This window comes from Synechocystis sp. PCC 6714 (assembly GCF_000478825.2).
In the GTDB taxonomy this organism is placed as follows: domain Bacteria; phylum Cyanobacteriota; class Cyanobacteriia; order Cyanobacteriales; family Microcystaceae; genus Synechocystis.
In genome coordinates this window covers 2,852,018-2,877,191 of sequence record NZ_CP007542.1, presented here as the reverse complement: position 1 = coordinate 2,877,191, position 25,174 = coordinate 2,852,018, and the positions used below count along the sequence as shown (strand labels likewise).

At 49.6% G+C, this 25,174-nt stretch carries 24 protein-coding genes; 13 read left to right on the top strand and 11 right to left on the bottom strand.

Annotation, left to right across the window (positions count from 1 at the left end; genetic code table 11):
* The first annotated feature begins 39 nt into the window (after nucleotides 1-39).
* Nucleotides 40-576 carry an FKBP-type peptidyl-prolyl cis-trans isomerase gene (locus D082_RS13150; RefSeq protein WP_028947202.1) on the top strand — a complete coding sequence of 179 codons (537 nt, stop codon included), beginning with the start codon at nucleotides 40-42 and terminating at the stop codon, nucleotides 574-576.
* A gap of 101 nt (nucleotides 577-677) precedes the next feature.
* Here D082_RS13150 and trpB read toward each other — a convergent pair whose 3' ends face one another.
* From trpB to D082_RS13135, 3 genes are all read right to left on the bottom strand, one after another.
* Nucleotides 678-1,925, bottom strand: coding sequence for a tryptophan synthase subunit beta (gene trpB, locus D082_RS13145; RefSeq protein WP_071880814.1), 1,248 nt, complete (start codon nucleotides 1,923-1,925; stop codon nucleotides 678-680).
* 107 nt (nucleotides 1,926-2,032) lie between these two features.
* Nucleotides 2,033-2,629, bottom strand: a complete 597-nt coding sequence (clpP, locus tag D082_RS13140; protein ID WP_028947204.1) for an ATP-dependent Clp endopeptidase proteolytic subunit ClpP — start codon at nucleotides 2,627-2,629, stop codon at nucleotides 2,033-2,035.
* A gap of 79 nt (nucleotides 2,630-2,708) precedes the next feature.
* The gene (locus tag D082_RS13135; RefSeq protein WP_028947205.1) at nucleotides 2,709-3,425 is read right to left on the bottom strand and encodes a gamma-glutamyl-gamma-aminobutyrate hydrolase family protein; all 717 of its coding nucleotides are present in this window, start codon (nucleotides 3,423-3,425) and stop codon (nucleotides 2,709-2,711) included.
* A gap of 162 nt (nucleotides 3,426-3,587) precedes the next feature.
* On the opposite strand from D082_RS13135, the gene gtrB reads away from it, so the two are divergent.
* Nucleotides 3,588-4,541, top strand: a complete 954-nt coding sequence (gene gtrB, locus D082_RS13130) for a glycosyltransferase GtrB (protein WP_028947206.1) — start codon at nucleotides 3,588-3,590, stop codon at nucleotides 4,539-4,541.
* Nucleotides 4,542-4,855: 314 nt separating this feature from the next.
* On the opposite strand, the gene D082_RS19115 is transcribed toward gtrB, so the two are convergent.
* Complete coding sequence (locus D082_RS19115; RefSeq protein ID WP_028947207.1) at nucleotides 4,856-5,080, bottom strand: hypothetical protein; 225 nt, start codon at nucleotides 5,078-5,080, stop codon at nucleotides 4,856-4,858.
* Nucleotides 5,081-5,179: 99 nt separating this feature from the next.
* Here D082_RS19115 and D082_RS18615 point away from each other — a divergent pair, with 99 nt between their 5' ends.
* A complete protein-coding gene (locus D082_RS18615; protein WP_158506516.1) occupies nucleotides 5,180-5,323 on the top strand; it encodes a hypothetical protein in 144 nt (47 codons plus the stop codon).
* 67 nt (nucleotides 5,324-5,390) lie between these two features.
* Here D082_RS18615 and D082_RS13120 read toward each other — a convergent pair whose 3' ends face one another.
* On the bottom strand, nucleotides 5,391-5,726 hold the full coding sequence (locus tag D082_RS13120) for a hypothetical protein (protein WP_028947208.1): 336 nt from the start codon (nucleotides 5,724-5,726) through the stop codon (nucleotides 5,391-5,393).
* Nucleotides 5,727-5,927: 201 nt separating this feature from the next.
* Between D082_RS13120 and ilvD the strand changes: the two genes are divergently transcribed.
* Together ilvD and D082_RS13110 are read left to right on the top strand one after the other, a co-directional pair.
* Nucleotides 5,928-7,619 carry a dihydroxy-acid dehydratase gene (gene ilvD, locus D082_RS13115; protein ID WP_028947209.1) on the top strand — a complete coding sequence of 564 codons (1,692 nt, stop codon included), beginning with the start codon at nucleotides 5,928-5,930 and terminating at the stop codon, nucleotides 7,617-7,619.
* Nucleotides 7,620-7,785: 166 nt separating this feature from the next.
* Nucleotides 7,786-10,203 carry a phosphoketolase gene (locus D082_RS13110; protein ID WP_028947210.1) on the top strand — a complete coding sequence of 806 codons (2,418 nt, stop codon included), beginning with the start codon at nucleotides 7,786-7,788 and terminating at the stop codon, nucleotides 10,201-10,203.
* Here D082_RS13110 and D082_RS13105 read toward each other — a convergent pair.
* Nucleotides 10,200-12,110: a GTPase family protein gene (locus D082_RS13105; protein WP_028947211.1), complete on the bottom strand. Its 1,911-nt coding sequence runs from the start codon at nucleotides 12,108-12,110 to the stop codon at nucleotides 10,200-10,202. The genes D082_RS13110 and D082_RS13105 overlap by 4 nt on opposite strands.
* 188 nt (nucleotides 12,111-12,298) lie before the next feature.
* Between D082_RS13105 and D082_RS13100 the strand changes: the two genes are divergently transcribed.
* Both D082_RS13100 and D082_RS13095 read left to right on the top strand, forming a co-directional pair.
* Nucleotides 12,299-14,416, top strand: coding sequence for a TIGR00300 family protein (locus D082_RS13100; RefSeq protein WP_028947212.1), 2,118 nt, complete (start codon nucleotides 12,299-12,301; stop codon nucleotides 14,414-14,416).
* Nucleotides 14,417-14,620: 204 nt separating this feature from the next.
* Complete coding sequence (locus D082_RS13095; protein ID WP_028947213.1) at nucleotides 14,621-15,178, top strand: hypothetical protein; 558 nt, start codon at nucleotides 14,621-14,623, stop codon at nucleotides 15,176-15,178.
* A gap of 152 nt (nucleotides 15,179-15,330) precedes the next feature.
* Here D082_RS13095 and recR read toward each other — a convergent pair whose 3' ends face one another.
* A complete protein-coding gene (gene recR, locus D082_RS13090) occupies nucleotides 15,331-15,957 on the bottom strand; it encodes a recombination mediator RecR (RefSeq protein WP_071880810.1) in 627 nt (208 codons plus the stop codon).
* 95 nt (nucleotides 15,958-16,052) lie between these two features.
* Here recR and D082_RS13085 point away from each other — a divergent pair, with 95 nt between their 5' ends.
* The 3 genes from D082_RS13085 to D082_RS13075 all read left to right on the top strand — a co-directional run bounded on the left by D082_RS13085 (nucleotide 16,053) and on the right by D082_RS13075 (nucleotide 17,184).
* Nucleotides 16,053-16,445 carry a phasin family protein gene (locus D082_RS13085; RefSeq protein WP_238546729.1) on the top strand — a complete coding sequence of 131 codons (393 nt, stop codon included), beginning with the start codon at nucleotides 16,053-16,055 and terminating at the stop codon, nucleotides 16,443-16,445.
* A gap of 10 nt (nucleotides 16,446-16,455) precedes the next feature.
* Nucleotides 16,456-16,941 carry a hypothetical protein gene (locus D082_RS13080; RefSeq protein ID WP_028947216.1) on the top strand — a complete coding sequence of 162 codons (486 nt, stop codon included), beginning with the start codon at nucleotides 16,456-16,458 and terminating at the stop codon, nucleotides 16,939-16,941.
* A 63-nt stretch (nucleotides 16,942-17,004) separates the two neighbouring features.
* Complete coding sequence (locus tag D082_RS13075; RefSeq protein ID WP_028947217.1) at nucleotides 17,005-17,184, top strand: hypothetical protein; 180 nt, start codon at nucleotides 17,005-17,007, stop codon at nucleotides 17,182-17,184.
* A gap of 30 nt (nucleotides 17,185-17,214) precedes the next feature.
* On the opposite strand, the gene D082_RS13070 is transcribed toward D082_RS13075, so the two are convergent.
* The 4 genes from D082_RS13070 to D082_RS13055 form a co-directional block, all read right to left on the bottom strand.
* Nucleotides 17,215-17,529, bottom strand: a complete 315-nt coding sequence (locus D082_RS13070) for a hypothetical protein (protein WP_028947218.1) — start codon at nucleotides 17,527-17,529, stop codon at nucleotides 17,215-17,217.
* Nucleotides 17,530-17,555: 26 nt separating this feature from the next.
* Nucleotides 17,556-19,043 (bottom strand): Asp-tRNA(Asn)/Glu-tRNA(Gln) amidotransferase subunit GatB, encoded by a 1,488-nt coding sequence (gatB, locus tag D082_RS13065; protein WP_028947219.1) that lies wholly within the window; start codon nucleotides 19,041-19,043, stop codon nucleotides 17,556-17,558.
* Between the two features lie 108 nt (nucleotides 19,044-19,151).
* Complete coding sequence (locus D082_RS13060; protein ID WP_028947220.1) at nucleotides 19,152-21,104, bottom strand: transglycosylase domain-containing protein; 1,953 nt, start codon at nucleotides 21,102-21,104, stop codon at nucleotides 19,152-19,154.
* A gap of 394 nt (nucleotides 21,105-21,498) precedes the next feature.
* Nucleotides 21,499-22,395 carry a prohibitin family protein gene (locus tag D082_RS13055; RefSeq protein WP_028947221.1) on the bottom strand — a complete coding sequence of 299 codons (897 nt, stop codon included), beginning with the start codon at nucleotides 22,393-22,395 and terminating at the stop codon, nucleotides 21,499-21,501.
* A 464-nt stretch (nucleotides 22,396-22,859) separates the two neighbouring features.
* Between D082_RS13055 and psbQ the strand changes: the two genes are divergently transcribed.
* From psbQ to D082_RS13040, 3 genes are read left to right on the top strand one after another with little or no spacing between them, the layout of a single operon-like run.
* Nucleotides 22,860-23,309 carry a photosystem II protein PsbQ gene (gene psbQ / locus D082_RS13050; protein ID WP_028947222.1) on the top strand — a complete coding sequence of 150 codons (450 nt, stop codon included), beginning with the start codon at nucleotides 22,860-22,862 and terminating at the stop codon, nucleotides 23,307-23,309.
* A 58-nt stretch (nucleotides 23,310-23,367) separates the two neighbouring features.
* Complete coding sequence (locus tag D082_RS13045; RefSeq protein ID WP_028947223.1) at nucleotides 23,368-24,195, top strand: urease accessory protein UreD; 828 nt, start codon at nucleotides 23,368-23,370, stop codon at nucleotides 24,193-24,195.
* A 7-nt stretch (nucleotides 24,196-24,202) separates the two neighbouring features.
* Nucleotides 24,203-25,168, top strand: coding sequence for a carbon-nitrogen hydrolase family protein (locus tag D082_RS13040; protein WP_028947224.1), 966 nt, complete (start codon nucleotides 24,203-24,205; stop codon nucleotides 25,166-25,168).
* Nucleotides 25,169-25,174 lie beyond the last annotated feature (6 nt).

The following is a 25,174-nucleotide window of genomic DNA, read 5'->3' as shown; positions in this document are numbered from 1 at the left end:
GCTGATCTGAGCTACTTTTTGATGAAAATTTTTACCGCTATGCGTGACGTTCTTGTTAGTCTCACCATTGTTGCTTTTTTTAGCTTGGTTTTAATCTCCGTCGCTATTTTCGGGAAGTCTTCTCCCCCGGCGATCGCCGCTCCCCAGGAAGTCAACACTGCCCCTGTGGAAATTGCCCAAGCCTCCGCCCTACAAGCCCCTGAAACATCCTCCATGACCACCTCCAATTCCGATAACATCATCACCACCGAGTCTGGACTGCAATACATTGACGAAGTGGTGGGGGAAGGCCCCAGTCCCACCAAAGGACAAAAAGTGGAAGTACACTACACCGGCCGCCTCACCGACGGCACTAAGTTTGACAGCTCCGTGGACCGCAATAAACCCTTTACCTTCACCATCGGCGTAGGCCAAGTGATCAAAGGTTGGGACGAAGGAGTAGCCACTATGCAGGTGGGGGGTAAACGGAAATTAATTATCCCTCCGGATTTAGCCTATGGTTCCCGGGGTGCCGGCGGAGTCATTCCCCCCAATGCTACCCTCGAGTTTGAGGTGGAATTGCTCGGCATCAAGTAATTGCCCAACTGATTAAGCCTCTAGACTTTGACGCCGTGGGGAAATGGACATTAATTTCCCTAATTTCCCTTCATCGACCCTGACCAGGGCATGGGGCCAGCTCAAATCTCCATCTGGAGGTATTTGGCCACCGTCTGCACATCTTTGTCTCCCCGACCGGAACAGTTGATCACAATCCGTTCGCCGTTCTTGAGTTGGGGACAAAGGGTCTCTAGATAGGCAAAGGCATGGGCCGTTTCCAGAGCAGGAATAATGCCCTCCAACTCTGATAACCTCTGCAAAGCGGCGATCGCCTCTTGGTCAGTGACGCTGTAATACTCCGCCCGTCCCGCATCTTTGAGATAGCTATGTTCTGGCCCCACACCGGGATAGTCTAAGCCGGCACTGATGGAATGGGCTTCCGTAACCTGGCCCTCCGTATCTTGGAGTAGATAACTCATGGCCCCATGTAATACCCCCGGTTTGCCCATGGTTAGAGTGGCCGCATGCTTACCGGAGACAATACTCTCCCCCGCCGCTTCGATGCCAATCAAGCGCACTTCTGGCTCGTCAATGAAATCGTAAAATAGCCCCATGGCGTTGGAACCGCCCCCCACACAGGCTAGTAGGATATCCGGCAAACCGCCCCATTTTTCCAAAGCCTGTTGCCGGGTTTCCTGGCCAATGACCCGGTGAAAATCCCGCACCATCATTGGGTAAGGATGGGGCCCCGCCACAGAGCCGAGGATGTAGTGGGTGGTTTCCACATTGGTGACCCAATCCCGAATCGCTTCAGAGGTGGCATCTTTGAGCGTCCCCGTCCCCGCTGTCACCGGTTGGACCCTAGCCCCAAGTAGATTCATGCGGAAGACATTGAGCTTTTGTCGCTCCATATCCTGCACCCCCATATAAATGATGCACTCAAGTCCAAAGCGAGCACAGACCGTGGCCGTGGCAACCCCGTGCTGACCAGCGCCGGTTTCCGCAATAATACGCTTTTTGCCCATGCGTTTAGCTAGCAAAACTTGGCCCAGGGCGTTATTGATTTTGTGGGCCCCCGTATGGTTCAAATCCTCCCGCTTGAGGTAAATCAGAGGATGGGTGCCGTCGGGGCGGGCATAGTGGGCGCTTAACCGTTCCGCAAAATAGAGGGGGGAGGAACGGCCCACATAGTCCTTCAGCAACCCCGCCAATTCTTCCTGAAAAGAGTTTTCCGCCCGGTAACGATAGTAGGCTTCCTCCAACTCCGTCAGCGCGGGCATGAGGGTTTCGGGTACATATTTACCGCCATAGTTACCAAAACGTCCCAGGGCATCGGGATATTGGTGGCGAGGGGGGAGAGGGGGGAGGTGATATTCACGGACGGTCAGAAAGAGGAATGGGTGGAATCTAGAGTCGGGGGGATGGGCCTAGAATTTGAGCTGTGCCAATGGCCAGTAATTTTCAATGGCCATTCAGGGTCAAACTTCTATAACGGTTACAGAGGGTCACTGGCAGAAGGACGACGGTTAATTACCTGGTCAATCAGGCCGTATTCCTTTGATTCTTCAGCGGACATGAAGAAATCCCGTTCCGTATCGGCGGTAATTTCTTCTAGGGATTTGCCAGTGTGGTTGGCCAGGTGTTGGTTGAGTAATGCTTTGAGATAAAGAATTTCCCTGGCTTGAATTTCAATGTCCGTAGCTTGACCTTGGGCTCCCCCCAAGGGTTGGTGAATCATAATGCGGGAGTTGGGCAAACTCATGCGCTTACCCTTGGCCCCGGCACTGAGCAGAAATGCCCCCATGCTGGCCGCCAAGCCGATGCAGATGGTGCAAACATCGGGGCGGATTTGATTCATAGTGTCGAAAATTCCTAGCCCCGCCGACACCGATCCCCCGGGGGAGTTGATGTAGAGATAAATGTCTTTTTCCGGATCTTCCGCTTCTAAAAACAGCAGTTGGGCAACAACCAAATTGGCATTCTCGTCCCGGACTTCTTGCCCCAGGAAGACAATCCGTTCCCGGAGTAGGCGGGAATAAATATCAAAGGCGCGATCGCCACGCCCAGACGTTTCAATGACGGTTGGAATCATGGAGAGATGGTGTTGTTACCGTAGTATTCTTCTCGATTGTGCCATATTCTCCGCGCCTAGGGGTTGGAGGGCCAAGGGATTAGACTTTGCTTTCTAGGCCAACCTGACGGTGTAAATATTCCAGTAATTGGATTAAAATCCCATTCATGGCAGTAAATCTGGCGGGGTTGTCCGTCAAAATGGTGGCCGCATCCTGCACAAAAGGGCCAGGGATTAATTCTTCGGCACAATTATCCACTATGGTCTGGGCTGCGGTGGGGGTGGTTTCCAAATGGCATTGCAAACCAATGACCGATCGCCCGATCTGGAAAGCCTGATGCTGACAAGCTTGACTAGAGGCAATCAACTCGGCCCCTGGGGGTAAATCAAAGGTTTCGCCGTGCCAGTGGAACACTTCAGTACTGGGGGGGAACTGGAATAAATCTAGCTCCGGATTACGTTGCCGACCGATGATGGGAAACCAACCAATTTCCTTGACAGCGTTGGGATAAACTTTTGCTCCCAGGGCACTGGCTATCAATTGAGCCCCAAGACAAATACCTAGTATCGGTTTTCCTGCCGCGATCGCCTGACGGATAAAATCCTTTTCTTGTACTAACCAGGGGAATTGGGCTTCATCGTTGACGCTCATGGAACCGCCAAGGATAATGAGCAGGTCAATGGCAGCCAGGGAAGGAAGGGTGAAAGATTGCTTATAGAAGGCCGTGCGACCAATGGCATAACCCTTTGCCCCTAGCCAGGGTTCAATGGCACTGAGGGTTTCAAAGGGAACATGTTGAAAAAAGTGAGCTTGCATATGGTAGTTTGCGGGATGGGTTCAATAAAGGATAAACGTAACTAGAAACGGCAAATTGGGCTAAAGAAGGGAAATTTTCCTGGCCGACTCCGATGGATATTGTCAAAAACAATTAATTGAGTTTAACCAATTAAGCAATTAACGGAAAAATAACCTGTCCCCATGACCATTGAATTGTCCATTGTCATTCCCATGTACAACGAGGAAGATAACCTCGAACATTTATTTGCCCGTTTACTGGAGGTGCTTAATCCGCTCAGAATCACCTATGAAGTCATTTGCGTTAACGATGGTAGTAAGGACAAAACCCTCCAACAATTAATTAATTGCCACAGTCAAAATCCCCAAATTAAAATTGTTAATCTTTCCCGCAATTTTGGTAAGGAAATCGCCCTTTCCGCTGGCATTGATTACGCCCAAGGCAATGCTGTTATCCCCATCGACGCCGATCTCCAAGATCCGCCGGAATTAATCCATGAATTGGTCGACAAATGGCGGGAAGGCTATGATATTGTCTATGCTACTCGACGTTCACGGCAGGGGGAAACTTGGGTCAAACAATTTACCGCCAAAATGTTTTACAAGGTAATTGGGCGCATGACGGAAATTAAAATTCCCCCCAATACGGGTGATTTTCGCTTAATGGACCGTCGAGTGGTGAATGCCATTAAGCAGCTCCCGGAAAGAACTCGCTTTATGAAAGGCTTATTTGCCTGGGTCGGTTATCGCCAAACCTTTGTTTTATTTGACCGGGAACCCCGCTTCCAAGGCCAAACTAAATGGAATTATTGGAAGCTTTGGAATTTTGCTTTGGACGGTATTTTTTCCTTCAGCTTATTGCCCCTTAAAGTTTGGACTTATCTAGGATCGATTATTTCCTTGCTTTCCCTGGCCTACGCCAGCTTTTTGATTTTAAAAACTTTAACCCTTGGCATCGATGTACCTGGCTATGCATCTTTGATGGTAGCTATCCTATTTCTTGGGGGAATCCAGCTAATTAGCCTAGGGGTAATTGGTGAATATTTGGGTCGGGTTTATGAAGAGGTCAAAGCTCGACCTTTGTATTTGGTTAGTGATCTTTGGGGGCTGGAGTATCAAGAACTTAAAACTTTATAAAATATAAAACCGAGTTATTACAACTTTGTATAGTGATTTATCGTTGATTGCAATAGGATCGAAGCAGTTTTCAGCAACAAGCCTAACCCCATAACTACGGACGACTAAAGATCATCTGGATTAGTTCCCAGATCCCGCTGTTTCTCCTGGTCAGTCTTTTCCCGCTCTTCAGCCAAGCGTTGCCGTTCTAGGTCTAAACTGCCTTGACCCGAGGGCAGAAGATTGTCGTCCCGATTGCACCATCTCAGCTAGCTGGTGGTTATTTTTGCTTTTTTACCCTGCCAAACTCCCAAAAATAGGTTCATTTCTTCCAGTCAGATGCAGCCATCAGCCCCAAGCTCTTGTTTTTGATGTTTATCTTCGGTGAGCCGATAGACATCCCAAAAGACTGTTTTAGGATGGAAAATGGCATACACACGCACCCGCAGAATTTGCTCGTAGAAGTACCATTTGCCGTAGGGATAGTAAGGATTGATGGAATATTCTCCCCCCTCGGCTAATAGTGGCTGTAGGTTACTTTCCCCAGGGTCATCGGGCAAAATAAAATCATCCGGCAGTTTTTCCCAGCGGATTTTCAGCTTCTTTTCCGAAGGACGGGTTTAGACGGCTGCCATGGACTTAAACAGGCTGATTTTTGTTTGAGTGTAAACCGTTTACCTGGCGATCGCCCCTCGGTAATGGGTTTGGGCATAGATACCAAGGGGGATGGTAACAAAAAACAATCAAGCGTAAAATCCCCCAGTACTGGCCTCACCGTAGGAACCCAAGGAAACCTACGATAGGGAAAATCGCCACTATCCATAACACCGAAAGCTTGCACTATCTAGGTGAGCATTGAGAGAGCATTCATCATAGGCGACCCTTGGTGACTAATTTGTAACCAACGGCCATTGAGGCAAAGGAAAGGAGAAATTGCCAAAGACTGGTGGGATTAAGGATGGCTCGACTGCTGAGAAATACCAGTACTATGCCAATAATGATGGGTATCCAGCCCCAGGATTTTTCCCTAGCGGGCAAAAAAACTAACATCATCACTCCAGCAATAAGGGCCAAAATTGAGCCATCGGCAGCAATACCCCGCCAAAAATACGGATAAACGTTGGTGGTGAAAATAATGTTGTTGCCCAGAAAGTAGATTCCGGTACCGATGAGGATCACACCGATCAGTCTTGCGATTAAAGCCATGGCTGTAATAAAAACTTCCAGAATTTAAATTAATAAAAATTTTAGTATATTTAACTTAGCCAATAGGACCGTTGAATCAGGTGAGATTTTAAAGAACATCTGTCGTCGAAAGTTGACTTTTTAGAACCAGGCTTGAGCAAAGGGGAATAAACCATCGACAATGGAAAAAAGCATAGATTCGCTACGAGACAGGAGAAAACAATGTCCAACAATCCCAGAAGCCGGGTAATTACCCAGGGCACCCAACGGAGTCCCAACCGGGCCATGCTCCGGGCCGTTGGTTTTGGCGATGACGACTTCACTAAACCCATTGTGGGCATCGCTAACGGGTATAGCACCATTACTCCCTGTAATATGGGCATTAATGATCTGGCTCTACGGGCCGAGGCGGGCGTAAGGACAGCGGGGGCCATGCCCCAATTGTTTGGCACCATCACCATCAGTGACGGCATTTCCATGGGCACAGAGGGGATGAAATATTCCCTTGTTTCCCGGGAAGTAATTGCTGATTCCATCGAAACGGTGTGCAACGGTCAGCGCATGGATGGGGTTTTGGCGATCGGGGGCTGTGATAAAAATATGCCCGGAGCGATGATTGCCATGGCTCGCCTCAATATTCCAGCCATTTTTGTTTACGGTGGCACGATTAAACCCGGCCATTATGCAGGCGAAGATTTAACGGTGGTCAGTGCTTTTGAAGCGGTGGGCCAGTACAGTGCGGGCAAAATCGATGAAGAAACCCTCTACGGCATTGAGCGTAATGCTTGCCCTGGGGCCGGTTCCTGTGGGGGAATGTTTACTGCCAATACCATGTCCTCCGCCTTTGAAGCCATGGGAATGAGCTTGCCCTACTCTTCCACCATGGCCGCGGTGGACGCTGAAAAAGCCGACAGCACCGAAGAGTCTGCCAAAGTTCTGGTGGAAGCAATCAAAAAACAAATTCTGCCCAGTCAAATTCTTACCCGCAAAGCTTTTGAAAATGCCATTGCCGTAATCATGGCCGTGGGTGGTTCCACCAATGCAGTGCTCCATCTTCTGGCGATCGCCAACACCATTGGGGTGCCTTTGAGCTTGGATGATTTTGAAACCATTCGCCATAAAGTACCTGTACTCTGTGACCTCAAACCGTCGGGCAAATACGTCACCACTAACCTCCACGCTGCTGGTGGTATTCCCCAGGTAATGAAAATGTTGCTGGTCAATGGCATTCTCCATGGTGACGCCCTCACTATTACGGGACAGACCATTGCCGAAGTATTGGCCGATATTCCCGACCAGCCTCCCGCCGGCCAGGATGTAATTCATTCCTGGGAAAATCCCGTTTACCAAGAAGGTCACTTAGCCGTACTTAAGGGCAATCTAGCCACTGAGGGTGGTGTGGCTAAAATCAGCGGGGTTAAAAAGCCGGTAATGACGGGGCCCGCCAAAGTGTTTGAGTCGGAGGAAGATTGCCTAGATGCTATTCTCGCCGGCAAAATCCAAGCAGGAGACGTGGTGGTAGTACGCTACGAAGGCCCCAAGGGTGGTCCGGGTATGCGGGAAATGCTGGCCCCCACCTCCGCTATTATCGGAGCCGGTCTAGGGGATTCCGTCGGTCTGATCACCGATGGACGTTTTTCCGGTGGCACCTACGGTTTAGTCGTCGGTCACGTTGCCCCCGAAGCCTACGTGGGAGGGGCGATCGCCTTGGTGGAGGAAGGAGATCAAATCACCATCGATGCCCAACAAAGGTTACTGCAAATCAACGTCAGTGAAGAGGAATTGGCCCAACGGCGGGCCCGGTGGACTCCTCCCCAACCCCGCTATCAACGGGGGATTTTAGCCAAGTATGCGAAGTTAGTTTCCTCCAGTAGCCTCGGTGCGGTGACAGATATGGGACTGTTTGAAAATTAATTTGTTATAAACCCAGGCTAAAGTCTTTAGTAACTGACAAACCCCCCACTATAGCTAACTGTCTTGCAGAAGGCTAACCGGAGGGGTTTTTCTGTCTGTGGGTTAACGCAAAAATAACTTGTGGGTTCTACCCTGGTAGGGAATGTACAAATCCGGGAGTTTTTCCATGGTTGGATCCCCATTTTCCATCAGTGCTTTTGGCCAAGCCCGTTCCACCATCAGTGGAAGTCCCCTTGATGCCACGGAACTACACCAACTCAACGGTTTTTGGCGAGCGGCCAACTATTTGGCGGTGGGTATGATTTATCTGCGGGACAATCCTCTCTTGCGGCAACCACTCCAGGCAGAACAGATTAAACATCGTCTGTTGGGGCATTGGGGATCCAGCCCGGGCATTAGCTTTCTCTACACCCATCTGAATCGCATCATTAGGAAATTCGACCAGGATCTGCTCTATATGGTAGGGCCTGGCCACGGTGCACCAGGTTTTTTGGGCCCCTGTTACCTGGAAGGGAGCTATTCTCGCTTTTTTGCCGAATGCAGTGAAGATGAAGCGGGCATGAAGTGTTTTTTCAAGCAATTTTCCTTCCCCGGCGGCATTGGCAGTCACTGTACTCCAGAAACCCCCGGTTCCATCCATGAAGGGGGCGAGTTGGGTTACTGTTTATCCCATGCCTATGGGGCAGCGTTCGATAATCCCAATTTAATTGTGGTGGGTTTAGCAGGGGATGGAGAATCAGAAACAGGGCCTTTGGCTACTTCCTGGCATAGTAATAAATTCATTAACCCAATCCGGGACGGGGCCGTTCTGCCGGTACTCCATCTCAACGGCTACAAGATTAATAACCCAAGCGTTTTATCCCGCATTAGCCATGAAGAATTAAAATCCTTGTTTGAGGGTTACGGTTACACTCCCTATTTTGTGGAAGGTTCCGATCCTGAGTCTATGCACCAGGCCATGGCGGCCACCCTGGATCACTGTGTAACCGAAATTCATCAAATTCAAGCTGAGGCCCGTAGCAGTGGCATTGCTACCCGTCCCCGCTGGCCCATGATTGTCATGCGTACCCCTAAGGGTTGGACTGGCCCCGACTACGTTGACGGCCATAAAGTGGAAGGTTTTTGGCGGGCTCACCAAGTGCCCATGGGCGGTATGCACGATAACCCGGCCCATCTACAACAGTTGGAAGCCTGGATGCGGAGTTATAAACCAGAAGAATTATTTGATGACCAGGGTACTTTAAAGCCAGAATTTAAGGCGATCGCCCCGGTGGGGGATAAGCGTTTAGGCTCTACCCCCTATGCCAATGGTGGCTTACTGCGGCGGGGTTTGAAAATGCCTGACTTTCGTCAATACGGCATTGATGTGGATAAGCCTGGCACCATCGAAACTCCCAACACTGCTCCGCTAGGGGTATTTTTGCGGGATGTGATGGCTAACAACATGACCAATTTCCGTCTGTTTGGCCCGGACGAAAATAGTTCTAACAAACTTCATGCTGTCTACGAGGTTAGCAAAAAATTCTGGATTGCTGAATATTTAGACGAAGACCAGGACGGGGGAGAATTAAGTCCCGATGGTCGGGTGATGGAAATGTTAAGCGAACACACCTTAGAAGGTTGGCTAGAAGCTTATCTTTTAACCGGTCGCCACGGCTTTTTTGCCACCTATGAATCCTTTGCCCATGTGATCACGTCCATGGTCAACCAACATGCCAAATGGTTAGATATTTGTCGTCACCTCAACTGGCGGGCAGATATTTCTTCTCTCAATATTTTGATGACTTCCACCGTGTGGCGGCAGGATCACAATGGCTTTACCCACCAAGATCCAGGCTTTTTAGATGTCATTCTCAACAAAAGCCCCGATGTGGTGCGGATTTATCTACCCCCCGATGTTAATTCCCTTCTTTCCGTGGCGGACCACTGTTTGCAGAGTAAAAATTACATCAACATCATCGTTTGTGACAAACAAGCCCATTTGCAATACCAGGATATGAACTCAGCCATTCGCAACTGTACCAAGGGCATTGACATTTGGGAATGGGCTAGTAACGATGCCGGCAAGGAACCCGATGTGGTGATGGCGGCGGCGGGGGATATTCCCACCAAAGAAGCTCTGGCGGCCACCGCTCTGCTACGGCAGTTTTTCCCTAACTTGAAAATTCGTTTTGTCAGTGTCATTGACCTACTCAAACTACAGCCGGAGTCGGAACATCCCCATGGCCTGAGCGATCGGGATTTTGACTCTCTGTTCACCACTGATAAACCGATCATTTTTAATTTCCACGCCTATCCCTGGTTGATTCACCGTTTGACTTACCGTCGTACTAACCACAACAATCTCCATGTGCGGGGTTACAAGGAAAAGGGCAACATCAACACCCCCATGGATCTAGCTATCCAAAACCAAATTGATCGTTTCAGCTTAGCTATTGATGTGATCGATCGCCTGCCCCAATTACAGGTGGCCGGGGCCCATGTCAAAGAAAGGCTCAAGGATATGCAGATTGACTGTACTAACTATGCCTATGAACATGGCATTGATCTGCCGGAAATAGTCGATTGGCGCTGGCCTCTCTAGCTGTTATCCACGTAGTGGCGGAACCGTATGCCCAACTGCTCCACGGTCAGATTTTGGGTCCAATATTCCAACAAAGCATGGCCAAAGGCCCAGGCATTGCGATCGGGAGCAACGGGATTATCCAGCAACAGGGGCCAGAGGGTTAATAGGTCAAAGTTGGTGTCGTCCTTGTCCGCTGCCAATAAATTAAATAGGTCATAGGCCAATTGAAGTTTGCCCAATACCAACGGCAATTGCTCAATGGGAATTTGTTCCGCCAACAGATAGGCCAGAGCGGGGGAGCCGGTGGTGAGACTGGAAACAAATTGCAACACCGGACTTTTGAGCAGGGCCGTTATGCCTTGGGTTGTGGTCATCTGCAGAGCATAACGGTCAATAATCCGGGCCGCCGCCAGGGAGCGAGCTTCAAGATTGCTCAAAAAACGGGCTAGACGTTGCTGTTGGGCCGGACTAACCACGGCCAATAGGGCCAGGGAAAGTTCTTCCAGGCCCCAAGGCGATCGCCCCACCGTTTCATCACCACTGACAACGGGCAGAATTTGTTGACAATATTGTCCCAACTGTTCGACCCGATACTGCACAGCCTCCCGGATGGATTGTTCCTTCGGTTGTTCCCCCGATCGCCAGTTGTAGGGAGGTTGCCATTGCCGCACGGGACGTAATCGGTCCACCTGGGTTACCAATAGAATTAAAGGGCGATCGCCTGCAGAAGTTTGTAAATCCTGGACAAAATCCGCATCCATCTGGAGAGCGGGATCTAAAGCAGGATTGAGCAATAAAATCACATCGGACTGCTGAGCATAATTCAAGACCGATCGCCGCAGATCCCACCGTTGCCCCTGCTCATAGCCGGGACTGTCCCACAGCAGAAGAGTTTGCCCATCTTTGCTTTGCCATTGATATTTTTTGATTTCAGTAGTACTGGGTAGCAGATCCGTCACCGCTAAATCAGTTTGAAACAGGGCATTAATTAGACTGCTTTTCCCCGCTCCGGTGCGTCCCACCAATAAGATATTGACCGGCTGTTGCTCCACCTCTTGGGGAGACTGGCCCTGGGCCAAAATATTCTGCAAAGTTTGGCTTTTGGCCTTCACTAGCCCCGCAACGGGGGTTTCTTCCTTGGCAAAATTGTCCGGCAAATTGCCACTGAGCGGATTGTACAAGGCGATCGCCTGACGGCAGAGGTTACGTAAAGTCGCTTCCCGCAGTTGTTGACTAAGATTGACTAACAATTGTTGGGTAGCCTGCTGACTGCTTTGTTGACTGGCTAGCCGAGCCGCCGCTGCCACCGGATTCAGTAGCCATTGGCCCCAGTACCACACCTGCCAAATTTTTTTCAAGGATGGTTCTAACTTTTGGTAAACCTCATAGGATTGATAGACCTGGGCCAGGGAAACCTGGTTGAGGGTAGGGGAAAGGTTTGCAATCCAGCGGTCCATGTCGTCCACGGTGCCCCGGATCAAACCGTAGGCATCGGTGACATAGATATTTAAAAGGGGATATTTCACCTCCGGATAATAGGTTTGGGCCACCAGCGTCACCACCTCCTGACATCTTTGCCAGAACAAAGACCAGTTTTCCCATGCCGGTACATCCTGACGGGAAGCCTGCAAAATCTTGTTCAATGCCTCTTCTATTTTCTCAATCTTGCCGTCCTCCGTTCCTGCCCCTGGGGAAATAGATGGCAGAGAAGTTGTTTTAGCAAAATCAACGGAGGGAGTCGTCCACCGGACCAACAGCCAGCGCCAGCCCAGGAAAACTAGTACCACCACCGCCCAAATCCAATTCACCCCCCAGGCATTAATCTGCCAACTAGCTGCCACTAGCAGAAAAGCAATCACCCCAGCAATGGGTAACACTAAAATCACCCCCTGCCAGGGACGAAGACGGAGATTGGCGATCGCCATTGGAGATCTCAACAAGAAACATTGACCCCATGGTAGGAGTCCCCCGGTAAAGTTTCAACCGAAAATACCGTGTAGAATGGAAGGTTGGACTTTATCCGCCTCCTGGCACGCTGGTTAACTGAATCCAGCCGGGATTTTTCTCTAGATATACTTGCAAACCAACTTTTTTACCCCAACTAACTCCAACCATGGCTGACGATATTCGCATTTTGATGTGCCCCCCCGACCACTATGACGTGGACTACGTAATTAATCCTTGGATGGAGGGCAATATCCACAAATCCTCCCAGGAGCGGGCCGTAGAGCAATGGCAAAAACTACACCAGACCATCAAAGATTGCGCCATCGTCGATCTAGTAAAGCCAGCTAAGGGTTGGCCTGATATGGTTTTCACCGCCAATGCAGGCTTAGTATTGGGGAAAAATGTAGTACTCAGCCGTTTTTATCACAAGGAGCGCCAGGGGGAAGAACCCTATTTCAAAGCTTGGTTTGAAGAAAATGGTTTCACCGTTTATGAACTTCCCCAGGACTTACCCTTTGAAGGGGCTGGAGATGCCCTGTTTGACCGGGAAGGCCGTTGGTTATGGGCAGGCTATGGCTTCCGCTCCGAACTGGATTCCCATCCCTACATCGCCCAATGGTTAGACACAGAAGTGGTTTCCCTACGGCTGATTGACGAGCGTTTTTACCACCTTGATACCTGTTTTTGCCCCCTGAGCGGCGGCTATTTGCTCTATTACCCCCCTGCCTTTGATGCCTATTCCAATCGGGTGATCGAAATGCGTATTCCCCCGGAAAAACGTATTGTTGTTGAGGAACTGGATGCAATCAATTTTGCCTGTAACGCTGTCAATGTCAATGACATCATCATCATGAATTTGGTGAGCCGGACTCTCAAGGATAAGTTGGCGGAAGTCGGCTTTACGGTGCGGGAAACTCCCCTGACGGAATTTTTGAAAGCGGGGGGAGCGGCCAAGTGTTTAACCCTACGGGTAACAGAACCGATTCTGGAAGACGTTCATGCCAATGTTTCCATCGAAAGTCGGGTGATTCGCATGGAAGGCCACCTGCTAGATGCGGGCATTCTCAACCAAGCTCTGGACCTGGTGGTGGAAAACAGCGGTAGTTTCCGGGTGTTGAACTTTAATTTGGGAGTGGAGCGCAACAGTACCTCCAGTGCTGAGGTTCGAGTTTCTGCCCCTTCCCACCAAATCATGGAAGAGATCATGACAGAATTGATTGATCTTGGTGCCGTGCCCCCTCCCCAGGAACTCTGCGATATTAATACGGAAACGGTAACCCAGGTAGGGGTAGCCCCCGATGATTTCTACGTCAGCACCATTTATCCCACCGAAGTCCGGGTTAATTGTGAATGGGTCAAAGTGGAAGGCCAGCGGATGGATGCGGCTATTGTGGTCACTAATGATCCTCCCTCAGCCCGCTGTGTGCTGTTACGGGACCTCCAAGTCGGCGATCGGGTTATGGTGGGGGTAGAAGGTATCCGTACCATCAAAAAAGTCGAATCCCATGACGGTGGTTCCCGCAAAGAAAATAAGGAATTCGCCTTCATGGCGGCGGGGGTTTCCAGTGAACGGCGAGTGGAGCTTCTGGTGGAACAGATTGCCTGGGAAATGCGCCAAATCCGGGATCAAGGGGGCAAAATTGTCGTTACCGCCGGGCCGGTGGTGATCCATACCGGTGGAGCCCAACATCTTGCCCATCTGGTACGGGAAGGCTACGTCCACGCCCTATTGGGGGGCAATGCCATCGCCGTCCATGACATTGAGCAAGCTGCCATGGGTACGTCCTTGGGGGTGGATATGCAACGGGGCATTCCCGTGCGGGGAGGCCACCGTCACCATCTAAAAGTCATTAACAGTGTGAGGCGCTACGGTGGAATTAGTCAGGCGGTGGAGGCGGGATTTATCAGCAAAGGAGTTATGTATGAATGCGTTAAGAACCACATTCCCTACTGTCTCGCTGGCTCTATTCGGGATGATGGTCCCTTACCTGATACGGAAATGAACTTAGTGCAAGCCCAGGCGCGCTACGGTGAACTGATCCAAGGGGCAGATATGATTCTAATGTTGTCGAGCATGTTGCACTCCATCGGAGTCGGTAATATGACTCCTTCCGGGGTGAAAATGGTCTGTGTCGACATTAACCCCGCTGTGGTGACTAAGTTGAGTGATCGCGGTTCAGTGGAGTCTGTGGGAGTGGTCACCGACGTGGGATTATTCCTTAGTTTATTGGTGCGGCAACTCCAGCAACTCACTAGGCCCTACAGCTTGGCGGAAACACTTTAATCTTTACAACAGTCTCCGGCCCTGGGGCACCCTCTCCTGGGCTGGGGTGAGTAAGTTCTAGGCGTCAGAATTAGGTAAAAAAGTTTTAAGGGATGGTGGTAAACCTTTCCCGTCCCCGAGGAACTATATTATACTTTTAGCGTCGGGGTCTCGACTTTGGCCCTAACTAAAAATTGATTTTCGTGATTCACAAGCGAGGTTATCGTGTTAAACAAATCTGTAAAAGCCCTCTCTGGAGTTTTGCTTGCCGCTGCGGCCTTGGGTTTTGCGGCCCCCGCCCAGGCTGAGCCTTTCCAAACCAAGGGTAACATCTTATTGAGCCAACTTCCTGGCCACGATATGTATGCTCCCATTAATGAACAAATGAGCTTTGATGGCCTGGCGATCGGTCGGGTACGGGGCAAGGTAGGCAGTATCATCCAAGTTGAATTGTTACCCTACGGTGACTTCCCCGGTTACATTGAAGTAAGTGACAACAGCCGCATTTACCACTGGGATGGTGCCGGTGCCGCTGAGCCTGGGGATGATGTATTGCTCTCCCCCGTGTTTGATGATAATGGTAATTACATTCGCACGGACTTCTACTCTGCAGCCCACCCCACCTGGTTGACCCGTTTAGATCTCAAGGAAGTTCAAGAAGTGACCATTTCTGAAATTAACTTCCAGTCCTCCGAGCCTGTATCTTTACCCCCTGTGACCCGTTCTGCCCCCGCTCCTGTGGCTCCTGCCCCCGCCCCCATGCCCATCCGTGGTCTCTGGTAATATCCGGTAATAAAGTTTACAGAACAAAGTTGTTTTACTAGGGCTATTAACTGCCCGGCTTAGTGTCTATACTTTCCCAAGCGTTGTTCCCACAGCGCTTTTTTTGGCGATCGCCGTCTAGTCAAACTTTACGATCTTCATCTGTACTATTTTTATAGCTCCCGTCGTCCTTCCAAGGCCCTAGCCAGGGTAACTTCGTCGGCATATTCTAAATCTCCGCCCATGGGTAGGCCAAAGGCAATGCGGGTAACCTTGGTGAAGGGTTGCAATAGTTTACCTAGATATAAGGTGGTGGTTTCCCCTTCCACACTGGGGCTAATGGCCAAAATAACTTCAGCAATTTCCGGTTGACTGACTCGGTGTAACAGAGGCTGAATGGTTAACTGCTCCGGCCCAATGCCGTCCATGGGGGAGATGACACCACCCAACACGTGGTATTTGCCCCGAAATTCCCTGGTTTTTTCCAGGGCAATCACGTCCCTGGGGTCACTGACCACACAAATAACACTATTGTCCCGTTGGGGATGACGGCAAATGTCGCAAACTGGCTCGGCAGATAAATGAAAGCAGATTTGGCATTGACCCACCCGTTTTTTTGCATCTAGGAGAGCCTGGGCCAAATTCTCCACCTCCGCATCCGGTCGCTTGAGGAGATGGAGCGCAAGGCGTTGGGCGGTTTTTGGCCCCACACTGGGGAGGCGCTGTAATTGTTCAATCAAACGGGCGAGGGGAGGAGTGTAAATGGTGCCAAGACCTCCTAATTTTGGGGGGACTTTAATTTTACCCGGGCTAGGCGTTGGGTAGGGTAATTTCCCCGGGTCAAAATTTCGAGCCTCGTCCTACAATAAAAGCAATGTTTTCGGGAAGGATAATTATGTTGCGGGACTTAGTACAAAAAGCGGTCTATTTGGGGGTGGGCATTGCTTCCTATGCTGCCGAGACAGCCAATAGCAATATTAAGGAATTGGGGAATCACGCCCAAAAATTGGTGGATACCCTAGTAGAAAGGGGGGAAATGAATGCCGAGGAAGCCCGTCGTTATGTGGATGAGTTGATTCGGGAAGCCCAGGGGGAAGAGATCGCCAATGGGGAAGGCGATAATAAACAACCCCGGCGAATCGAAATCATTACGGACGAAGATGAGTCCAAGGTGGATCCCCTCGCCCAAAAAGATCCGACCCAATCGCAATCAGAAGATGTGGAGGCCCTAAGGCGACAGGTGGCGGCCCTACAGGCAGAATTAGAGCGTTTGAACCGTCAATCCTAAGGGAGTAGCAATGGACGATTGGGAGAAAAATCTCTGGTTAGCGGTGGAAACATTTGCTACAGCCATGGAAAGTTGGGTGGAAGACGTGGAACAGGCCCTGGAAGAGGTGGCCGAAACCATCGAAGCTGAATGGGTAGCCGATCTGGAGTGGCTTTGGCAGGAATGGACTGTCTTTTGGGATGAGTTCTCCGATTTTGATGGAGACTTAAACGATTTAGATCCATTTGGCGATCGCCACAGCCCTGGGGAGGGGTCTGGTCAAAACGATGGGAACCAGGATTGGAATCGCTCATTCATGGTGCCCTGGTCTCCCCTGGATGGAGAATTGGGCTTAAATCCCCACTTACCCGCCAATGAAAACCATCAACCGGCCTGCCGAGGTTGTCAGCACTATCACGGCTACGTGTACAACGGACAACTGTTAGTGTGCGCTATGCACCCCTATGGTTGGGAGACAGAATCCTGTCCGGACTGGGAGGAAGTTAATCTGAATTAAAAACTGTAAACCCTAGGGTTGGTAGATAAAATAAGGGATAATTCTTTCTTCTTGGGCGTGACAATGTCAGCAACCCCGGCAACCCTGCAAAATTTTGTCCAATATTGTCAGGACTATATTAAAGGGGATGAAAAATCAGAATCCCAAACGTTTTTGACGAAGCTTTTTCAAGCCTTTGGCCATGGGGGAATCGAAGAAGTGGGGGCGGAGTTTGAGCAGGGGATGAAGTACCCGCCAGATTAGTTGGTAAAACCCAAAATAAGGATAGTTCTCCTAATCAAGACCAGGAAATGCTTCGACAAAATTGATTTTGACATCGCCGAAGGATTCTACTATTTGTACTTTGGTATCTGGAAAGGAAGTTACAACTTGCCACTGGCCACACTTGTCAGGAAAAGCATTGACTAACTGTACCTTTAAATCTGGGAAAGCCGTCACCACCTCAACCTTAACGTCAGGAAAGGAATTCACCAACTGAATCTTTCCGTACAGAAGGTTGCCGTTGAAACTGCAATCGGCTGGGTTAATTTTCCCGTTGGCAAACCCAGGCAAAACAAATCCCAGAAATAGCACAGTGGCGAAGAACAATTCCCGACATTTGACCGCCACAGTTTCTAAGCCTCAGCCAACAATTTGCCAATTAATTGGTTGGTTAATTTGGGATCAGCTTTGCCGCCGCTACGTTTCATCACCTGACCAACAAAAAAGCCTTGCATATTGCCCTTGCCACTGCGGAATTTTTCCAACTCCTTGGGGTGATCGGCAATAACAGCCTTGATAATAGTGGTTAGTTCCTCTGGATCAGAAATTTGAATTAAGCCCCGAGCCTCAATAATTTTCTGGGGAGAACCGCCTTTTTCCAATAACTCCGGCAGAATATCCTTGGCAATTTTTCCGCTAATGGTGCCCTTGGTAATCAAGGCAATCAAATCCGCTAGAGCTGTTGGTTTCAGAGCCAACTCGCCGACGGTTAAACGGTTGTTATTGAGATAGGCGGCGATGTCCTGGGTCACCCAGTTAGTCACCGCTTTCGGGTCAGCCCCAGCGGCCACAGCTTCTTCAAAATACAGAGCCACCTCCCGGTCTTCCGTCAATACCCGGGCATCGTAGGCGGATAAACCAAATTCCTGTTCGTAGCGGTTCCGTTTAGCACTGGGCAGTTCCGGTAAACTTTGTAGCCAGGCCTGTTTCTGTTCCTCCGACACTTCCAAAGGCGGTAAATCTGGTTCAGGGAAATAACGGTAATCGCTGGAGCCTTCCTTTTTCCGCATGCTGATGGTGCGCTGACTTCCCTCTTCCCAAAGGCGGGTTTCTTGATAAATTTCTTCCCCATTGGCGATCGCCTCAATTTGGCGTTCAATTTCATACTCGATCGCCTTTTGGATAGCACTGAAGGAGTTCATATTTTTAATTTCCACCTTGGTGCCAAACTCCTTTTGTCCCACGGGGCGCACGGAAATATTGACATCACACCGGAGAGAACCTTCCTGCATATTCCCATCGCTAATGCCCAAGTAACGCACCAATTGCCGCAGAGATTGGGCATACTCCGCCGCTTCCTGCCCCGTACGTAAATCCGGCTCGGAAACAATTTCCAACAACGGCACCCCGGTACGGTTAAAATCCACCAGGGAATGGGTGGACCCTGCCAACCTATCACTACCCGCATGGACTAATTTGCCTGCATCTTCTTCCATGTGTAAACGGGTGATGCCAATGATTTTGCGGGTAATTTCTTTAGTTTTTTTATCCACCAACTCAATTTCCAAAGAGCCATGTTCCACAATGGGCAGATCAAACTGGGAAATTTGGTAGTTCTTGGGCAAATCCGGATAAAAATACTGTTTCCGGTCAAATTTGCTGTAGGGGGCAATCTGGCCATTAATGGCCAAACCAAGCTTCACCGCCGCCGCCAACACCTCTTCATTGAGCACCGGCAACACCCCCGGATAGCCCAAACAGACTGGGCAAACATTCGTGTTGGGGGGGCTGTCGAAATCCGTGGAGCAATTACAAAAAATCTTACTGGCTGTGTTGAGCTGACAATGGGTTTCCAGCCCAATAATCGCCTCGTAATCGGTTTTAACAGCAGTGGCAGTCATGAATTTCCAGCGTATTGGCTCCCACCATTTTGCCATACTCCCGCCGTCCAACGGGCTCTCCTTTCCTCTAGGGATTAGCTAGAGTTCAATCCTTCAAAAGCGAAAAAACTAAGATTTTTGTGGTTTTTCCGGCTTCGGACGGGGAAACTGGGAAGGAGAGGGAAAATTTTCCACCGGCATATCCTTAACCGCCTGACTCATAAAAGACCGCCAAATGGGAGCGGCATAACCCCCTCCAGAAACTCCCTTACCCAACGGCCGGTTAGCATCATCACCAATCCAAACAGCTGTGGCCAACTGGGGCACATAGCCCACAAACCAAATATTGCGTTCATTATCCGTAGTGCCAGTTTTCCCTGCTGTGGGCCTTCCCAGATACGCCGACGTCCCCGTCCCTCCCTGAACAACGGAAGTCAGGACCGAAGACGTACTGGCAGCAGCCCAGGGATCCAACACCTGTTGGGGCTTGGGGGTATTATCCAACAACACATCTCCCCGCACATTGGTAACCCGTAAAATTGTGGTTGGTTCGGAATACCAACCGTTACTGGCTAAGGTGGCATAACCTACCGCCATATCCAATGGGGTCACATCCACGGACCCCAGAGGCAGGGAAAGCACTGATTGTAAGGGAGTTTTAATACCCATCTGTTTGGCATCTTCAATGACTTTATTGAGGCCCACCCGACTACCAATCAAAACTGCGGGGATATTGGCTGAAGTGGCCACCGCCTGACGAATGGACATGGAACCGGAAAAGCCACCACCATAGTTTTTGGGGGAGTAGAAACCAGAGCCGTCCCTCAAGCTAATCGGTCGGTCTTCAATGGATGAATCGGGGGTATACTTACCACTAGCAAAGGCACTGTAGTAAACAAAGGGCTTAAAGGCTGACCCCGGTTGACGGCGGGAAATGGTAACCCGGTTAAGTTGACTTTTGTTGTAGTCCACTCCCCCGGCCATCGCCTTAATAAAATGGGTGTCTGGCTCCACGGCCACCAAGGCAATCTGTAAATCCTTCGCCCTCCCCATACGTCCCCGCAGATTTTTATGGGCAGATTTAACTGTGTTCTCCGCCAGCCTTTGGGTATCGTAATCCACCGTACTCTGTACCCTCAGACCCCCCCGAGCCAAGGCTTCTTTGCCAAATCTGGTTTCTAGTTCCGCAATTATGGCATCGGTGATGTAGGGCAATTTGCTATTTTGCCAAGCGGTGGGTTTGCCCAATTTTTCTTGGAGGGGTTCCTGCTTGGCTGCTTCCGCTTCGGCGGAGGTAATCCAACCGATACTAGCCATGCGGTCTAGCACCACCTCCTGACGCTCTTTAGCTGCCTCGAAGTTGTTGAAAGGGCTATAAACTTCTGGCGCTTGGATCATGCCCGCCAACATGGCAGACTCGGCTAAATCGAGATCAGCGGCGGATTTCTTGAAATAGCTCTCAGCGGCGGTTTGGACGCCGTAATTGTTATGACCCCAGTAAATGTAGTTGAGGTACATATCCAAAATCTGATCTTTGTCGAAAACCTGCTCCACTCTGACTGCTAAAACGGCCTCGGCCAGCTTGCGGGTAAAAACTCTTTTTTGGCTGAGGTAAATATTTTTCACCAACTGCATGCTTAGAGTTGAGGCACCTTCACTAACTCCACCACTCTTGAAATTTACCAGCAGGGCCCGGCCAATGCTGTTGGGATTGATGCCCTGATGTTTATAAAAATTGCTATCTTCGATCGCCAGCACAGCCCGTTTAAGATGGGGGGAAATTTCCGCTAGGGGCACTATTTTGCGGTGTTCTTCGCCGTGGAGACTGAGGAGTTCCCGCCCTTTGGCATCGTAAATATAGCTGGTTTGGGCTGGAACGTAGGAAGTTAAACCCCTTACATCGGGAAGATTGCGGAAACTGAAGGCCAGGCCCGCTACTCCCCCGGCCACCACTGCGCTAGAAAGTAGCCCTATCCCCAAAAAGGTGCCGCCAGTGGTGCGTAATACCCGCTGGAAAAAGTTGGGCTGGGCTTGAGCTTGGGTCTTGGTGGAAGACTGTTTCAGGGTGCTGGTGGATGACACGGTGTAAGAATTTCCTCACGCCAGAAAATGGAATGTGTAACCTTGCAAACTTCAGATGACAAAAATTGGCCACTTTCCAGGAACATTTTTTCCCGGAATTAATCCTAGTTTAGCTTAGCGACATTCGCCCAGAAGTCAAATGACTGGGATCGCCCCAGAACAGGGGTTATCGGGCAAGCTGCCCAAGAAATTTACACACCATAGCCGGTTTAATACCAGAGTATTTAAGTCTAGGGGCATGGGTCAATTAAGGATGGACAGTGAAGGGGAAATTTTTTGCCCCAGGGCGATCAGGTCAACCATTCAGCGCAGGTTTGAACCAAGGGTATGCCCAAGGAGAATGGCGACCAAAATTTCTGAATTTCTTCCAACTCTTAAGCTGCTAGCTCCATATTCAGGGATCGGACATAATAATGGGTAAATTTCCTTCCCCCGACCCCATAATTAGAACCTTTGTGTTGGGTGATTCCGCCAGTTTTTGGGTAGCTTCAATAGCTTTTAATTTAATAATTTGATCCGTCAAGCTTTGGGACACAATTCTTTGGGAGTCGGCTACCCCCTGGGCTTCAATGATTTTTCTTTCCGCATCTCTTTTGGCACTAATTAGTTCCAATTCTTTTTTCTGATTACTTTGCTCTACTTCTACCTTAGCCTGGATCGCCTTTTGAATATTTTCCGGCAAAATCACATTTCTCATCAGGGCTTCTTCCACCACGAATCCCAGCGGTTCCAATTGTTCCTGCATGGACTGAACCAAAACCAGGGAAATTTCTGCTCTTTTGCCACCGTAGATGGAGCTTAGATCATATTTAGCCGTATTTTCCCGAATTAGGGAACGGAAGCGGGAGATAATAATTTCCCTTTGCTGTTCCTCATTGCCAAGGCTGGAAAAAACTTCCCCGGCTTTTTCTGGATTGAGACGATACTGTAAACTGACGTCAATGTTAAAATTTAATCCTTCTTTAGAAGATGTATCCACGGTTTCTTTAATATCCTGCAAGCGGGTGGAATAGGTAACTACCTTTGATAGAGGATTGAGGAAATAAACTCCCGAGGTGAGAGGAGTGGCATCCACCGTGCCCATGGTTTCAATTACCCCCACTTCCCCCGCTGGAATCACCACCACTGCTCTCCCCAGGGTTTGTTGCAAAAACAATGCTGACATTAATAGGGCAAAGCAAAATACCAGGGGTCGTAAAAGTTTGGGGATTTTGGCATTATCGGGATTTTTGACGCTGATAAATACTGTCCAACTGGCCAAAGCGGCGATCGCCGAGATAACAGCACCCATGGTGAACCTACTTAATGTTCATATTGGAGCCATCCTAGCTCATTTTTTTTCAATTGTTTAGCCGGAAAATAGTGCTAATACCAAGGAATTTTTTGTGAATATTTTTAAAGCTTGGCTGATGAACAATGAACTACCATTCCTAGGGAGAACTTGCTGTCCCATGCTCCGGACAACATTAAACGATAGGATGGGCAATTAGTTATTTATACTTATAGTTGATTTAATTGAAAGTAAGGCACTGACCAGGGCTAAAAGCGTCTTTGGTAAAGACTTTAGTCGTCTCAATCTTACTTTGATTGACTATAAGCCTGTTTATGGGGTGATTGCCCCCTAGGGAGTTCGGACCACCTGATAGTCGTTTTCGATCAGAAAAGCACGTATGATTGAAAAAAATTGCAGGGATAACCTTTCCTTGTTAAATTTTTCAATTTTCGTCAATGTCAATAACACCGTAACCCAAGCTTATGTCTCGTTTACGTTCGTTACTTTCCCTTGTTCTGGTTTTAGTAACTACGGTCCTCGTTAGTTGCAGTAGCCCCCAGGTGGAAATCCCTACTACCTATAGCCCAGAAAAAATTGCCCAGTTACAGGTTTACGTCAATCCCATCGCCGTGGCTCGGGACGGCATGGAAAAAAGGTTGCAGGGCCTAATTGCCGATCAAAATTGGGTCGATACCCAAACCTATATCCACGGGCCTTTGGGACAACTGCGCCGGGATATGTTGGGACTGTCTAGTTCTTTGTTACCGAAGGATCAGGACAAGGCCAAAACCTTGGCCAAAGAAGTGTTTGGTCACCTAGAACGGTTGGATGTGGCGGCCAAAGACCGGAATAGTTCCCAGGCTAAAATCCAGTACCAGGAAGCCTTGGCGGATTTTGATGCTTTCTTGAACCTGTTGCCCCAAGCTAGCTAAGCTCCCCTGGGCAGGACTAAGTTATTTTCCTTTGCTCAATTGATTGAGTGCAAATTCTTTGCTGAGTGCTTCCACTGTTAACGCTTCCGCCCCCTGGCAGGCAGATCTCCGACTCCGTTATGACCGTCCGGGGCACCGTACCCGCATGGTTGAATGCTTGGTGCAGGCTCCCCTCAAAGTACAGCGGTCTTTTTACCCGGATAATACTGGCCAATGTCAAACCATGTTGCTCCATACTGGAGGCGGCATGGTGGGGGGCGATCGCCTGGGGTATGAAATTATTTTGGAAGCCCAGAGTGATGTGTGTTTCACCAGTGCTTCAGCGGGAAAAATTTATCGCAGTGTCGGGCCATGGAGTGAACAGAGAGTTAACCTAGAGTTGGAAACGGGGGCTTCAGTGCTGTGGTGTCCCCAGGAAACAATTATTTTTGACCAAGCTCGATACCAACAAAACTTTTGCATTCAGCTCCAGGAACAGGCTCAGTTTAAAGGTTGGGAAATTGTTCGTTTGGGCCGCACCGCCAGGGGAGAAAAATTTACCCAGGGCCATTGGCGATCGAGGTGGGAAGTTTGGCAGGGGGATAAATTAATTTGGGGGGAAAGGCAACAGTTAATTGGTTCGGAACAACTTCATACTTCCCCCAACGCCTTAGGGGGTTTTGCCTGTCTGGGCACCTATGTGGATTTGAGCCTTTCCTTTGACCAAAATTTAGTTAATCAGGCCCGGGAGTTAATCAAGCCCCGAATCCATTCCTCCGGGCGATCACCGCAGTGGGGTTTGAGTATGACTGCCACCCAGGGGTTAATTGCTCGCTATCGGGGAGATTCGACCCAAGAAGCTAAGGATATTTTTACCCAACTCAGTCAATTAAACTCAATGAGCTAATCAGCCCATGCTTTACCTCACTCGCATTCACCCCCAACCGCCCGCTCCCGGCACCGGAGTCAGGCTCGCTATTTACCAAAACCAAGGGGGCCCCATTGGTAATGCTGAGGCCATCGCCTATTACCTGGCAAAAATGGAAGAGGCCATCCAGGGAGCCAACGGTTTTGGTGCCCAGCTAATTAGTTTTGCCGAACTTTATCTAACTGGTTACGCCCTTTCTCCCCAAGAAGTCCATCAATTGGCGATCGCCAGGGATGGTGAGACCATGGCCCAAGTGGGGCAACTGGCGCAAAAATATCAGATGGCCATCATTTGTCCCTACCCCGAAAAGGCGATAATTGATGGGGAAACCCATTATTACGACAGCATTAACCTGTTCGATGACCAGGGAGAATTACTCAAAACCTATCGCAAAACCCATCTCTGGGGCCCCGACGAAAGCAAAATTTACTCCCGGGGTCATCGCCATAAAGAAGAGGGCAAAGCTTTTACGGTCCATCAAGTTAATGGTTTTCCCATTGGTTTATTGAACTGTTATGAAGCAGAATTTGCCGAATTGACCCGTATTCTTGCCCTGAGGGGAGCAAAATTGGTGATTATCCCCACAGCGGCGGATATTTGGACCTTGTTATCCACTGGGGAAAGGACAAAAATTCCCTATCCCGATGTGTCCCAGAACGTCATTCCCGTGCGGGCTTTGGAAAACCACATTTTTGTTGCCTATTGCAATCGGGCTGGGGGCGAAACCAGGCTCAATGCCCAAGGGGAAATGGTATTGGTGGGGGAATATTTGGGTAACAGTGTCATTGCCGGGCCCCACGGTGACCTTTTGCTCCATCCCCGTAACGAAGAAAGTTTACTCATTGCCGATTGTGTCTCTGCAGATTATGTTTCCCTCCATCCAGAACAAACTAATTATCTGGTCGATCGCCAATCAAATCTGTATGGGTCTTTGGCCAGCAAGTTAACCTGAAGGGAG